Source organism: Streptomyces canus (assembly GCF_041435015.1).
Taxonomy (GTDB): Bacteria; Actinomycetota; Actinomycetes; order Streptomycetales; family Streptomycetaceae; genus Streptomyces; species Streptomyces canus_G.
On record NZ_CP107989.1, the window covers coordinates 9,675,678 to 9,689,119 of the forward strand.

Annotated in this window: 11 protein-coding genes; 10 read left to right on the top strand and 1 reads right to left on the bottom strand. The window is 72.7% G+C overall.

Going from position 1 to position 13,442, the window contains the following annotated elements:
- Positions 1-55 precede the first annotated feature (55 nt).
- The 10 genes from OG841_RS44070 (at position 56) to OG841_RS44115 (ending at position 10,909) form a co-directional block, all read left to right on the top strand.
- Complete coding sequence (locus OG841_RS44070; protein ID WP_371569963.1) at positions 56-820, top strand: DUF4097 family beta strand repeat-containing protein; 765 nt, start codon at positions 56-58, stop codon at positions 818-820.
- A 281-nt stretch (positions 821-1,101) separates the two neighbouring features.
- Complete coding sequence (locus tag OG841_RS44075; RefSeq protein WP_328636228.1) at positions 1,102-1,332, top strand: DUF5133 domain-containing protein; 231 nt, start codon at positions 1,102-1,104, stop codon at positions 1,330-1,332.
- Positions 1,333-1,443: 111 nt separating this feature from the next.
- Entirely contained in the window at positions 1,444-1,596 is a 153-nt protein-coding gene (locus OG841_RS44080; RefSeq protein ID WP_328643776.1) for a hypothetical protein, read from the top strand.
- A 79-nt stretch (positions 1,597-1,675) separates the two neighbouring features.
- A complete protein-coding gene (locus OG841_RS44085) occupies positions 1,676-3,025 on the top strand; it encodes a diacylglycerol/lipid kinase family protein (protein ID WP_328636227.1) in 1,350 nt (449 codons plus the stop codon).
- A complete protein-coding gene (locus tag OG841_RS44090; RefSeq protein WP_328636226.1) occupies positions 3,018-3,632 on the top strand; it encodes a phosphatase PAP2 family protein in 615 nt (204 codons plus the stop codon). The genes OG841_RS44085 and OG841_RS44090 overlap by 8 nt, the downstream gene beginning before the upstream one ends.
- Positions 3,633-3,989: 357 nt before the next feature.
- Positions 3,990-4,715: a hypothetical protein gene (locus OG841_RS44095; protein ID WP_371569965.1), complete on the top strand. Its 726-nt coding sequence runs from the start codon at positions 3,990-3,992 to the stop codon at positions 4,713-4,715.
- Positions 4,716-4,808: 93 nt separating this feature from the next.
- A complete protein-coding gene (locus OG841_RS44100; protein ID WP_328636224.1) occupies positions 4,809-5,102 on the top strand; it encodes a hypothetical protein in 294 nt (97 codons plus the stop codon).
- A gap of 592 nt (positions 5,103-5,694) precedes the next feature.
- Positions 5,695-6,867, top strand: a complete 1,173-nt coding sequence (locus OG841_RS44105) for a carboxylate-amine ligase (protein ID WP_328636223.1) — start codon at positions 5,695-5,697, stop codon at positions 6,865-6,867.
- Between the two features lie 170 nt (positions 6,868-7,037).
- Positions 7,038-8,822 (top strand): N-acetylglutaminylglutamine amidotransferase, encoded by a 1,785-nt coding sequence (locus OG841_RS44110; protein WP_371569966.1) that lies wholly within the window; start codon positions 7,038-7,040, stop codon positions 8,820-8,822.
- Positions 8,795-10,909, top strand: coding sequence for a S9 family peptidase (locus OG841_RS44115; protein WP_365120416.1), 2,115 nt, complete (start codon positions 8,795-8,797; stop codon positions 10,907-10,909). The genes OG841_RS44110 and OG841_RS44115 overlap by 28 nt, the downstream gene beginning before the upstream one ends.
- Positions 10,910-11,012: 103 nt before the next feature.
- On the opposite strand, the gene OG841_RS44120 is transcribed toward OG841_RS44115, so the two are convergent.
- Positions 11,013-13,427 carry a SpoIIE family protein phosphatase gene (locus tag OG841_RS44120; RefSeq protein ID WP_365120531.1) on the bottom strand — a complete coding sequence of 805 codons (2,415 nt, stop codon included), beginning with the start codon at positions 13,425-13,427 and terminating at the stop codon, positions 11,013-11,015.
- Between the last annotated feature and the right edge of the window lie 15 nt (positions 13,428-13,442).

Genomic DNA, 13,442 nt, shown 5'->3' on the forward strand with positions numbered 1-13,442 from the left:
GCCCCCGCCGTCCGCCTCTGCCATGGCTGGGGTGAACCGGGGCATCCGAGGCTGTATGAAGGCGATGCCGACACGGCGCCTGACGCGCCTGATGGTGGTACTGGCGCTGCTGCCCCTCGCCGGGGCGTGCAGCGACGATGACGGCGGGGAATCCGGCGGCCCGCCGGCGGCGGGAACCTTCCGCGCGGCGGGCTCCGGAGACCACGTGGTGATCGCCACCGACAACGGCCTGCGGCTGCGCCCGGCCGACGGCCGCGGCGTCACCGTCGACGACCGCGTCGACGAGCACTGGTCCCACCGCGGGAAGGTGTGGACGCTCGACCTGTCGTGCGCCGACCGGACCACGGGCGACGAGGGCTGCCCCAGGATGCCGTACGTGGAAGTCCCCGACGGTGTGAGGGTCACGGCCACCGCCCGCAACGCCGGCGTCGACGTGGCGGGCGTCGCCGCCGCGCTGGACATCACGACCGTCAACGGCGATGTGACGGTGACCCGTTCCGGACGCGCCGACGCCGACCTGCGGCTGTCCACCCGCAACGGCTCGGTGCGCGCGACGAGCGTGGCAGCGGAGCGGGTGCACGCGGCAACCACGAACGGCGACGTGGTGGTGGGATGTGCCGCGGTCCCGTCGGGCGTCAGCGCCGCGACCGTCAACGGCTCGGTCGACGTCACCGTGCCCCACGACAGCCCGGCCTACCGGGTCACCGCCTCCACCGACAACGGCCGCGCCGCGGTGGCCGTCCCAGTACAACGCGCCGACCGCAACCACACCATGACGCTGACCACGGTCAACGGCGACGTCGACGCCCGCCGGGACTGATCCGGGCCGGAGAGCAGCGTCCGTGCGGTGACGACCGGCGGTCTCGGTCTCCCGTCCTGGAAGCCCGACGTGTGCCGAGAGAAGAGCTGAACGGGAGGCGGGTTTGGGCCGGGGCGGCCCGGGCAGACGGGCGGCAGGTGCTTGGGATCACAGGCCCACCGCGGAAGCGGCCGAATGCGGCTCTCCTTGGTGTGTCCGCCGAGGCCTCTCCCGCGACAGTCCGAGTGACGCGGCGGATGGGACCGCCCTCACTCCCCCCTGCGCAGATGGAGGAGCGAATCATGCTCATGGCCCACCCCGCCCTTCTGACCGACCTGCTCGAGCGCTACGAGGCGCTGCGTGTTCTGCACGCGGAGGAGGGCAGCGTCGGGGCCCGTCAGCGCCTCGAGGATGTGTCCTACACCCTGTGCATCGCCACCGGCACCCGTGACATCGACTCCGCCCTGGCAGCTGCCCGCCGTCAGCTGTCCGGCGCCCGCCCCGACGACGACGCGCTGATGGCGGACGCGTGACGTGAGTGGCGCGAGCCGACCGGATACTCGGGTGATCCGCCGAACACCGGTCGGCGGCTGCCCGCCGTACCGAGGGCTGTCATCTGCCGAGAACCCAAGGAGCCACAGATCATGACGGACGTGTCCGGTACCGGTCCCGCTCCGGCGGACGACCGCAAGGTGCTCACCAACCGCCAGGGCCACCCGGTCCACGACAACCAGAACCAGCGCACCGTCGGCGCCCGCGGGCCCGCCACGCTGGAGAACTACGTCGTGACCCGCTGATCCACAGTGAACGGGGGCGGCACCGATACCGACAACATGAGATCGTTGGGCCACCGATCCGTGAGAGGCGACCCGGACGATGAACGAGGTGGAGCCGGACGGCTCCGGTACCGCGGCGCGGACGCTGGCCAGGCTGGCTCTGCTCTGCCTGGCGGGCGTGGTGGCGGCGGTCGTGGCCGCGGGCCAGTGGCTGCTCCTGCTGCTGGGTCTGGTGGGGCTCTGCCTGGCCGGCGCGGGCATCTGGTGGGCTGTGGCACATCGGGGTGTGGCGCGGCTGTGCGGCGCCCTGCTGGCCGTCGCCGCGCCCGTCGCCGTCCTGGTCCTGTACGCGGTGTCCGGCCTGTGGCCGTTCGCGGCGGCGGCGCTGGGCCTGTGGACGGCGGCACTGGCCTGCGCGAGAAGCGCGCTGCGCCGACTGCGGACACCCCGTGGCATGCACTCGCATCCGGTCCGGCCGCCCCGCAGACCGGTGCTGATCATGAACCCGCTGTCGGGCGGCGGGAAGGTCGCCGAGCACGGCCTTGTGGAGCGGGCTGAGGCGTTGGGTGCCCGAGTGATCCTGCTCGACGTGGACAACGACCCCGATCCGGCGGCTCTGGCTCGCCAGGCCGTCGCGGAGGGCGCGGATCTGCTCGGCGTGGCCGGTGGTGACGGCACCCAGGCCCTGGTGGCGGCGGTGGCCGCCGAACACGATGTGCCGTTCGTGGTCCTCGCCGCCGGAACCCGCAACCACTTCGCGATGGACCTGGGCCTGGACCGCGACGATCCGGCAAGCGGGCTCAAGGCTCTCTCGCACGGTGTGGAGATCCGTGTCGATCTGGGCGACGTGGCGGGTCGGCCCTTCGTGAACACGGTCTCGTTCGGGACGTACGCGGAGATCGTGCAGAGGCCCGAATACCGCGAGGCCAAGGCGTCCACCACTCTCGACGTGCTGCCGGACCTGCTGGCCGGCGAGGCCGGAGCACAGCTGACCGCCACGGCGGACGACCAGCGCCTCGAAGCCCCGCACGCGCTGCTGGTGAGCAACAACCCCTACGTGCAGGCCGGCCCGATGGGCGTCGGACGACGATCCCACCTGGACGGAGGCCGACTCGGCGTGATCAGCCTGCGGATCGAGGGCGCCGCACAGGCCGCCGAAGTCGCGCTGCGGGGCGAACGCGCCAGCGGGATCACCTCCTCGACCTCGCGCCGGGTGGTCGTCGAGGCCGACGCGGAGACCATCCCGGTGGCCGTGGACGGCGAAGCGCTGCTGCTGCCCCAGCCGGTCGTGTGCACCGTACGCCCCAAGGCCCTGCGGGTTCGGGTACCGAGAAACCGTCCCGGCGCGCCGTACACTGCCCCGTCCGTCGACTGGCGCCGTGTCGTCCGACTGGCCCTCAAACGGACTCCCTTCCCGGCCGTCAAGAACCAGGAGCAGAGCGATGCTTGACCGACCGCAGCGCCAACAGCGAACCTCCCGCGAGCTGTTGCGGGATCTCGCCGCCCTCGACCAGGCGCTGTACGAGGCCGTGACGGTCACCAGGACACCGGCCCTGGACTACGCCCTGCGGCGGCTGTCGGCCGCGGCGGACCACTCCAAGATCTCGTTCACGATCGCCGGACTGCTCGCCCTGTGCCCCGGACGGCCCCGGCGCGCCGCCGCCCTCGGGGTCGCGGCCATCGGTGTCGCCTCGGCGAGCGCGAACATGCTCGGCAAGCGCCTGGTCCGGCGACCGCGTCCGCACCGGGCCGAGGACTCGCCGTTTCCGGGGCGGCACGTGCCGATGCCGGAGTCCGCGTCCTTCCCCTCGGGGCACACGGCGTCCGCGGTCGCGTTCGCGGCGGCGGTAGGGCCCGCGCTTCCCGTCGCCACGGTGCCGCTGGGCCTGTTGGCCTGCGCGGTGGGCTACTCACGGATCCACACCGGGGTGCACTATCCGGGCGACGTGGTCGCCGGTGCCGTACTGGGCACCGGAGCGGCCGCCGCGGTCCTCGCGGCCGCCGGATGGCAGGGGCGGGGCGGGGGCGGTTTCCGTCTCTCGCGGCCGACCCGCTGAATGACCCTCGACATGAGCCGCGGCGCGGCGTTCGTCAGTTGGCCGCTCTGCGGCGCGACCACGCGGTCCTGGGGCCTCGGCCCGCAGTGCGCGCGCCCGCGGCCTCCGCGACATCCGATGGGCGTGCTGTCTCGCCTGCTTCCGTTGGTGCGGCGTCAGTTGCTGCCGCACGCCGCTGTCGTAGTGATAGGACGCAGGACACGTGTCCTGTTCCGTACTTGTGCCGCACCGGCAGGCCGTCCGGTGCGGCACACGAGCGTCGGCGACCGCGTATATCGGGCTGTGGGTGGGGCAAGCGGGGCCGGCAGCGAGGACCGGTCCGCCTCGTAGGGGCAGCCACAGTCCTCGCCCGCTCAGGTGGTCCAGGCGACCAACAAGAAGACCGCGCAGGCGAAGACGGCCCGCATCAAGCCGGCGACCACCGTCGCCGCGGGCGGCAACAGCGAGACGACCACCGGTTCCGGCGTGCTGGACCTGCACGACGGTACGAGCCGTATGCGGCTGGGCCAGGGCGGGCAGCAGCTCGAACAGCGGATCGTGAACCAGGTTCTGTACCAGAAGCCCCCTGCGGCAAGCGGCCAACTGCCCGAGGGCAAGAGCTGGATGAAGGTGGACCTGCAGCGACTGAATCGCTCGCAGGGCGCCGGTGGCCCCACGATGAGCGACCCGGCGAATTCCTTCGCCTACACCAAGTCCCTGTCCGAGAAGGACGTGCGGAAGGTGGGCGAGGAGACCGTGAACGGCGTGTCCACCACGCACTACCGGGTCGATCTCGACCTGTCGAAGCCGGCCGAGGGCGATTCGGCCCAAGAGCGGAAGCTGCGCGCGCAGTTGGGCGACGACGTGCCCGTCGATCTCTGGATCGACGAGGACGGGCTCACCCGCCGTCAGCAGATCCGGATGATCGTCAAGGACACTGCGCAGACCGGCGGGACCGGCGCCCGGCAGGCGCAGGCGAAGGTCGTCATGGACTTCAGCGGCTTCGCCACCGACGTCGAGGTTGCCGCGCCTCCGGCCGCCGACACCGTCGACATGACCGACAAGGTGTCGGGGCGGAGCGGAACGAGCTCGCAGACGAACTGACCCGCTCGTCAGGCAGGCATACCGCAACTGCGTGACGGTACGCGGTGCCCGGTCCGGCGGCTGGTGGATGTCGATCGGGGTACACGGGTCGGCATGACACACACCGACGACACCACGGCGGCCAGGGCCGCAAGGCAGCTGCGCCGCATCCGGGCCTTCTACGCGGCCGGCGTCGTCCTGTGGACGGCATCGTCAGCCTGGACGATGGGGGATTCTCCCGGCAGCCGGCCCATGTGGACCTCCTTGCTGCTCCTGGCCGTGTTCACGGGGCTGCTGGCCATGGCCTGCCGGTGGCTGCGGCGCCTCGGGTCCACCGGGTCGGCCCGGCCTTCTCGCCACGTCGCACTTTCCGGGAGGGCCGGGCGTCACGCGATGTCCAAGCCCTGATCACTTCGATAGCGGGGTACTGGCCCGCTCCGGCGCTCACCACGGGGCCCCGGCAGAAGTGCCGCGCCGCACGACTCGCCGGAGCGGCCGTCCCCGCACGGAGGGCACGGACACCCCGGCCGGTGCCCAGCAGCACGGACTGCGACCGGTGGGCTCACGGGCCAGGAGGACGGCGAACGCAGCAGCTGCGGATCCAGCGCACCTGGCGACGAGGCGCCGCGGGCGTACGACATGTTCAAGCGGAAGCCCGGCCATACCTCGACCGTGGAGCCGAACCCTTCGCAGACGCGCGTCGGGCTGCCGCGTTCGGCGTGTACACGGCGGGCTGGCCCGTGGCGGTACGGCTTCGCGGGCGCCCGCTGCTCGACCGGCCAGCCCCCTGGGACGTGCTTGGCCGGGGCTGACGCACCGCAGCTGGCGTACGGCGTGCTGGTCGACAGGACCATCGACGGCTGCCCCAGAATCACGCTCATCTGTGGATGATCTGCCTCAAACGCGCATTTCTACGCGTATCGGTCGATCTCCTGGGCACTTGGGGGTCACCATGAGACAGGCGGGACCTTCGGCGACACCTCAAGGAGCGACTGTGGTCATGCGCATCGGAGTCGAGGAGGAATTCCACATCCTGCAAGTGGAAAGCGGACTGCTGGTGCCGCGGGCCGATGCGGTCCTGCGTCGGCTTCCCCGGCGCACCTTCACCAAGGAACTGCACCAGTCCACCGTGGAGTCGAACAGCAGGGTGCACGCGACACTGGGCGGCCTGTACGCCGACCTCACCAGAACCAGACGGCGGCTCGACGCGGCCGCCTCCTCACTGGGCCTCGCGGTCGTGGCCGCGGGCACGGCACCGCTTGCCCCGGCCGCCTCCGGACACCCCACCGCCGGCGCGCGCTATCGCCACATGGTCGAGGAGTACCGCCAGGTGGCCGACGAACAGCTCATCTGCGGCGCTCAGATCCACGTGGACATACCCGACCGCGAGACGGCCGTGGGGGTGATGTGCGCGGTCTCTCCCTGGCTGCCCGTGCTGTTGGCGCTGTCCGCCAGTTCGCCGTTCTGGCAGGGAGCCGACACCGGCTATGCCAGCTGGCGCACCCTGCTCTGGCAGCGCTGGCCCACCGCGGGTCCCGTCGGCTGCTTCCCCAGCGTGGCCGACTACGACGCCGTGGTACGCGACCTCGTCCGGGCCGGGGTCATCAGCGACCCGGGGATGATCTACTACGACGTCCGTCCCTCCGCGCACCTGCGGACGCTGGAACTGCGTATCTGCGACGCCTGCCCGCGGGCGGAGACCGTCGTGCTGGTGGCCGGCCTGTTCCGTGCCCTGGTGACCGAGGCCATCGAGCTGCACGCGTCCGGCGCGGTGGTGTGCGACGGCCGCCACGAATGGCTGCGCGGCGCGTCCTGGCGGGCTGCCCGGTCCGGCCTGGAGGGTGCGCTGGTGGATCCGAGGACCCACCGGGAGGCGCCTGCCGCCGACGTCGTACGCGGGCTGCTGGCCCGGTCGCGTCCCACGCTGGAGGCCCACGGCGACTGGCGGACCGTGAGAGATCTGACCGAGGCGGCCCTGGCGGACGGGAGCGCCGCCGAGCGCATGCGCCGCAAGGCTCGCGAAGAGGACCTGCTGGCCTGCACGGACCTGCTGATCGCGGACACCCGCGGCGAGCGGCGACACCGCAGGCCGGCCTCCGTCGGCCGCAGGAGAGTCGCGCGCTCCACCGCGGGTGCGGCAGGTTCCGGGGCACCGAAGGTCCTGGGCAGCTGACCCGGTTGCGCGCGATGCGTCCCCCTGCCCGTCCGCCCTTCACCCGACACAACCCGAGGAGAGGTTTCGTTCATGTCCAGCAATACCGCCCGGGTCGCGACCGGCAGGCGCGACCCGGGCTTCCCGTCCAGGCTCGTGTCCGACGGCCCCAGGGAAGGGGGCGGAGCGTCATGTGCGGTCTGAGCGGCGAGATCCGCTTCGACGGCAGGCGACCCGGCCTCGCGGCCGTCGAGCGCATGGCCGACCGGCTCGCCGCCCGCGGGCCCGACGGCCGCGGCATCTGGACACAGGGCGCGGTGGCGCTGGGGCACCGACGACTGAAGATCATCGATCTGTCCGACCTCGGCGCCCAGCCGATGACCGACGCCGACGGCGAGATCACCGGCGTCTTCAACGGCTGCGTCTACAACTACCGGGAGCTGCGCGAAGAGCTCGGACGGCTCGGGCACCGCTTCGAGTCGACGTCCGACACGGAGGTCGTGCTCCATGCCTACCGGCAGTGGGGAACCGCCTGCGTGGAGCGCTTCCACGGGATGTTCGCCTTCGCGCTCGCCGAGCACCGCACCGGTCGTGTCGTGCTCGGCCGTGACCGGCTGGGGATCAAGCCGCTGTATCTGGCGCCGACGCCGGACCGGTTGCGATTCGCCTCCTCCCTGCCCGCTCTCCTGGCTGCCGGCGACGTGGACACCTCCGTCGATCCGGTGGCCGTCCACCAGTACCTGAGCTGGCACGCCACGGTCGCCCCGCCGCGCACCGTCCTGAACGGCGTGCGCAAACTGCCGCCGGCCACGGTACGGGTGGTCGAACCGGACGGCAGCCACCGCGACCACCGCTACTGGCAGCCGTCCTACACGCGTCGCGCCGAGTACGCGGGCATGGGGCCCGACGAGTGGCGTGACGTGGTGCTGGAGGCGCTGCGTACGGCCGTACGCCGCCGGATGGTCTCCGACGTGCCCGTCGGCGTCCTGCTGTCCGGCGGCCTGGACTCCAGCCTCATCGTCGCCCTGCTCGCCGAGGAGGGGCAGCGAGGCCTCAAGACGTTCAGCGTGGGATTCGAGGCCGAAGGCGGGGAGCAGGGAGACGAGTTCCGCTACTCGGACCTGGTCGCCCGGGAGTTCGGCACGGACCACCGCCGGATGACGGTGCCCTCCGAGCGGGTCTCGGCCGGCCTGGACGACGCCGTCTCCGCGATGAGCGAGCCGATGATCAGCCACGACGTGGTCGCCTTCCACCTGCTGTCGGAGCAGGTCTCCAAGGAGGTGAAGGTCGTACAGAGCGGGCAGGGCGCCGACGAGGTGTTCGCCGGGTACCACTGGTACCCGGAGCTGGCCGCGGTCGCGCGCGAGGAGGAGCCGCAGAGGTACGCCGAGACGTACTTCGACCGTCCCCACGCCGACCTGGCGAGGATCCTCCAGCCGCACATGCTGCTCCCGGACGACGTGTCGGGCCGCTTCGTCAGGGACCACATGGCACGTCCCGGCGCGCAGACCGCCCTGGACGCGGCCCTGCGACTGGACACCCACGTCATGCTCGTCGACGACCCGGTGAAGCGGGTCGACAACATGACCATGGCCTGGGGGCTGGAGGCCCGCGTGCCCTTCCTCGACCACGAGCTGGTGGAGCTGGCCGCGGCTTGCCCGCCGGAGCTCAAACTCGCCGACGGCGGCAAGGGCGTCCTGAAGGAGGCGGGACGCAAGCTCCTGCCGCGGGAGATCGTCGACCGGCCCAAGGGCTACTTCCCCGTCCCGGCCATCCGGCACATGGCCGGCCCCGTCCTGGACCGGGTGCGCGAGGTCCTCTCGGCACCCGAGGCGAAGAAGCGGGGGATCTTCCAGGAGTCGTACGTGGCCGAGCTCCTGGCGGCGCCCGACGAGCACCGGACCAAACGCGGCGCCAACGCCCTGTGGCAGGTGGCACTGCTGGAGACATGGCTGCAGACACACGGAATCACGTGACCGGCGAGTACGGCCCCCGACCTGTGCAGACACCGGCGCCCGCCCCGGCGCAGGGGCCCGCCCGCGCCGCGGCCCCCGCCTCGATGCCGTTGCCCGAGGCAGAGGGCCCGCGGGACGCCGTGACCCGGCTGCACGCGCACGGCTGCTGGTATCCCTCCGCCGCTCCCGACGGCACCGAGGTGGCCTTCATCTGCGACCGGGGCGGCGTCCCCCAGCTGTGGGCCGGGCCCGTGCACGGGGAGGGGATCCGGCTGCTCGACTCCTCCCCGGATCCCGTGAAGGAGGTGTCCTGGTCACCCGACGGCCGCTGGATCGCGTACACCACCGCGCCGGGCGGCGGTGAGCACTCACGGGTGCTGTGCGTGCGCCCCGACGGCACCGGTCGTCGCCTGCTGGCCGGTGCCGACCCCGACAGCTCCGCCTACCTCGGCTGCTGGGCCCACGACGGCTCGGCCGTCGCCGTCACCCTCGCCGCACCACCCACCGCCCGCGCCCAGGCAGACGGTCTGTGGCAGTCGACGGACGCCGTCCTGGCCCACTGGACGGCCTGGGACGGCCGAGCGACCCTCCTCGGCACCGCCGCGTACGCCGTGGGACCGGGCGGGACACCGGCGACCCGGCCGGGCGGAGGTCTGTCCGCCTACCTGATCGACCCCGACGGTCTGGCCTCCCCCGTGCTGCTCGCCTCGGAACCGCACGCCCCCACTCTCCGGGTGTGCGACCTCAGCCGCGACGGCCGGCTCGCGCTGCTGCGCCGGGGACCGCGCGGACGGCGGGAGGCGGTCATCCGGCGCACCTCCGACGCGGCGACCACTTTCACCCTGGCAGTCGCCGACGGTGACCAGTGGATCGGCCGGTTCTCGCCCGACAGGCGGACGCTGTGGCTGCGCAGCGACGCCGACCGGGAGTACGCGGCCCTGTTCGCCGTCGCTCTCGGCGCCGACGGCACGCCGCGCGGCAGGACCGTCGTGGCGGAACGCGAGGACAGCGACCTCGAACTGCTGACGATGGCACACGACGGCCGGACGGCCGTGCTGGCCTGGAACGTGCGGGGCGCGAACGAACTCGAGGTCGTCGAGACCTCCCCGGGGCACGGAGCCTTGGACGCCGCCGGACCGGCGCGGCCGGTACCGCTGCCCCACGAGGTCGTCACGCGGGTCGCTGCCGCCGGGCCGGGGCGGCTGCTGCTGGCGCTGTCCGGTTCACAACGCCGCCCCGGCGTGTGGTGGGCCCACGAAGGAGTGTCCCTGCTGCGCACCCCGTGGTCATCCCGGGACGAGGACGCCGTCCCGCCGGGCCGCCCGCCGGTACGTCCTGTCCTCTCGCGCCTCGCCGCCAGGGACGGACTGCCCCTCAGCGGCTGGTACTACCGTGCTCCGGGACGTGCCCCGAACGAGCCGGCGCCCTGCGTGATCCACCTGCACGGCGGCCCCGAGGACCAGGAACGCCCCGTGTTCGACCCGCTGTACCACGAGCTGGTCGGGCGCGGCCTGGACGTTTTCGCCCCCGACGTCCGCGGCTCCGGCGGACACGGCCGGTCCTTCGTCGACGCGGACCTGGGCACCGGCCGCTTCGCCGCGCTCGACGACGTCGCGGACTGCGCGGCGCACGCGGTCACGGCCGGCCCCGCGGACCCGACCCGGCTGGCGGTGATGGGGCGCTCGTACGGTGGCTACCTCACCTTCGCCTCCCTCGTCTGGCACCCGGACCTCTTCCGCACCGGCGTCGCCGTCTGCGGCATGTCCGACCTGCTGACCTTCTTCGCCGGCACCGAGCCCTGGATCGCGGAATCGGCGGCGCACAAGTACGGCCACCCCGAGCGCGACCGCGAACTGCTGCACGCCCTGTCGCCGATGAGCCGTATCGACGCGCTGCGGACCCCGCTGCTCGCCGTCCACGGCGAGCACGACACCAACGTGCCGCCGGGGGAGTCGGAACAGTTCGTGCGGGCCGCCCGTGAGCGCGGTGTCCCCGCCGAGCTCCTCGTCCTGCGTGACGAGGGGCACGACTTCCTGCGCGCGGACAACCGGCGCCTGTTCCGCCGGACCGCGGCGGACTGGATGGAGCGGCACCTGCACCCCTTCTGAGGCTCCGGGGGACCGGACGGCTGTGCCGAGCGCCGGCCCACAACACGGTGTTCGGACTCGAGGGTGCCCGTGCTGGAGGAGGGGCTCGCCGCCGACCCCTCGGTCAAGACGCTGCGGGCGGTGGCGCGGCACTGAGGCCGACCGCGCCTCCTGCCACCCGGATTCCCACGATGCAGGTGTCGTCGTCCGTGTCGGACCTGCTGTGGGTGAGCAGACGGTCCAACTGCTGGTCCAGTGTGGGCGGGACGGCCCGTGCGATCGTCAGGAACTGAGCCAGGGACTCCTCCACGGACCGGTCCCGGCGTTCGATCAGACCGTCCGTGTACATCAGCAGCGTGTCGTCGACGGCGAGCTGAACCTCGTGCTCCTCATATGTGGCCTCCGGTACGGCACCCAGCAGCAGCCCCTTGACCAGCGGCAGCGGTGCCGCATCCGAGCCGCGCACGAGGACCGGCGGCAGATGCCCGGCCCGCGCCCAGCGCAGGGTGTTGTTCTCGGGGTCGTACAGGCCGCAGACCGCGGTGGCGGTGACGGCGCCGGTCAGATGGTGGGCCACCATGTTGAGCCAGGACAGCAGCTGGCCGGGCCCGGCGCCGGTCACGGCGAGCCCGCGCAGCGCGTTGCGCAGGACGACCATGCTGGTGGCCGCCTCGATGCCGTGCCCGGCGACGTCGCCCACGCACACCAGCACCAGCCGGGACGGCAGCACGACCGCGTCGTACCAGTCACCGCCGACCAGATGCTGGGTCTCCGCGGGCCGGTAGCGCACCGCCACGTCCAGCCCCGGAACCTCCAGCGGCGCCCGCGTCGGGGGCATGATGGCGTGCTGCAACTGCAGGGTCAGCCGGTTGCGTTCGCTGGCCTGCTGCTCGCTGTGGGCGAGCTGGTCCCGGGTGGCGGCGAGGGCGACCTCCGTCCAGTGGTGGGCGGAGATGTCCTGGTAGGCGCCGCGCACGACATACAGCTGACCGGCGGAGTCGAGAACGGGCTCCGCCACGATCCGGATGTGGCGGGTGACCCCGTCGGGGCGTTGCAGACGGAACGCGGTGGACGCGGGACGGCGCTGGTGGAGCAGGGTGCGCAGAAACCGTCCGATGGCGATGGCGTCGTCGGGGTGGGCGTGGGCGGGCAGGTCCTCCAGCGGCACGGCGGCGTCGGAGACGGGCCTGCCGTAGAGGTGGTAGAGCTGACCGTTCCAGGTGATCTCGCCCGTCAGCAGGTTCTCCTCGAAACCGCCGATGCGACCCAGGCGCTGGGCGTGCTGGAGCAGGCTCGCCAGGCGCGCCGTCTCGTCCTCGATGCGCCAGATGAGCAGGACGCTGCCGCCGTGCCGGCTGATGTTGATGTCGGCGACGGCCGCGAGCGGGACGTCGTCCACCAGGGCGGTGAGCCGCATGCGGTGGGCGCGGAAGGGCTCACCGGTGGCGTAGACGCGCTCCATCCGTTCGAACAGCTCGCTCTGACCGGCGGCCATCGGGTACGCCTCCAGCAGCAGCGCGCCGCTCACGACGCCCCGCGGCCGGCCCGCCGGGTCGAGGAAGCGGCTGTTGACGTGGTGGATGCGGAAGTCGACGAGGTGCCCGTCGGAGTCCAGGTGCGGCACCAGCACCAGCGCCGGGTCGTGGAGGCCGTCGGCCAGATCCATCAGCTCGGAGACGTCCGGCAGGACGCGCGGGTGCGGGGCGCCGTCGGGATGGTGGAGGGCGTACGTCTCCAGGGTGTGCGCGCACAACTCGGCCAGCGCCTCGACCTGGCGGACGATCTGCGGGGGAGGGGGCTCCAGCGGCGCGGCCCAGGCGATCTCCAGGACGCCGTGGATACGCCCGCCGGTCTCCGCCGGTACGGCGACCCGGCCGCCGTCGGAGTGGTGGTGCTGGCCGATGGACGGCAGCCCGATCTCGGACAGGCTGCGGATCCACTGCCCGGTGCGCTCGGCGAGCCCACGGCGCGCCACGGTCGTCACGCCCGGCGGCACATGCCGCCAGCGTCCGGCCTCGGCCGTGGAGAACCCGGCGCTGCCCGCCAGGGCGAGGGACCCGTCGGCACCCAGGGCCCAGATGGCCACCGCCTCCGCGCCCAGCGGGGTCAGCGCGTGTTCCAGCAGGGAGTCGGCGACGGCCTGGGTGTCCTGGGCGGCGAGCGCACCACTCTCGGCGGTGCGCAGCCGTACGGCGGAGGAGTGCCCGTCCGGTGGGTCGGCGGTCGCGGCGAGGAAGGCACTGGACACCTCCGACACCCGGTCGCGCGAGGCCTGGTTGATCACCTCGACCGCGAACTCCAACGGCGTCACACCCGCCTGCGCCGTGAGCTCGGCGAGCTGCCGCGAGGCCTGCGCCGGACCGCAGCCCAGCCGCTCGACCAGGATGCCCTTGGCCAGTTCGATCAGGGCCCGCCCGTCCGCCTCGGCCTGCGCGGTTCGTACCTCCCGGCGCAGCCGCTCCACGGTCGCCGCCAGTCTGCCGACGGGAGAGGACTGCCCGTCACTGTCGTTTCCGTGGACGGTGGCCCGGTTGTCCACGGCGGGACTCCGGGG

Bases quoted from the DNA above. Each gene is read 5' to 3' on its own strand.
- OG841_RS44100 (WP_328636224.1), top strand. From the start codon at position 4,809: ATGACACACACCGACGACACCACGGCGGCCAGGGCCGCAAGGCAGCTG.
- OG841_RS44105 (WP_328636223.1), top strand. From the start codon at position 5,695: ATGCGCATCGGAGTCGAGGAGGAATTCCACATCCTGCAAGTGGAAAGC.
- OG841_RS44085 (WP_328636227.1), top strand. From the start codon at position 1,676: ATGAACGAGGTGGAGCCGGACGGCTCCGGTACCGCGGCGCGGACGCTG.
- OG841_RS44110 (WP_371569966.1), top strand. From the start codon at position 7,038: ATGTGCGGTCTGAGCGGCGAGATCCGCTTCGACGGCAGGCGACCCGGC.
- OG841_RS44075 (WP_328636228.1), top strand. From the start codon at position 1,102: ATGCTCATGGCCCACCCCGCCCTTCTGACCGACCTGCTCGAGCGCTAC.
- OG841_RS44090 (WP_328636226.1), top strand. From the start codon at position 3,018: ATGCTTGACCGACCGCAGCGCCAACAGCGAACCTCCCGCGAGCTGTTG.
- OG841_RS44115 (WP_365120416.1), top strand. From the start codon at position 8,795: ATGGCTGCAGACACACGGAATCACGTGACCGGCGAGTACGGCCCCCGA.
- OG841_RS44070 (WP_371569963.1), top strand. From the start codon at position 56: ATGAAGGCGATGCCGACACGGCGCCTGACGCGCCTGATGGTGGTACTG.
- OG841_RS44080 (WP_328643776.1), top strand. From the start codon at position 1,444: ATGACGGACGTGTCCGGTACCGGTCCCGCTCCGGCGGACGACCGCAAG.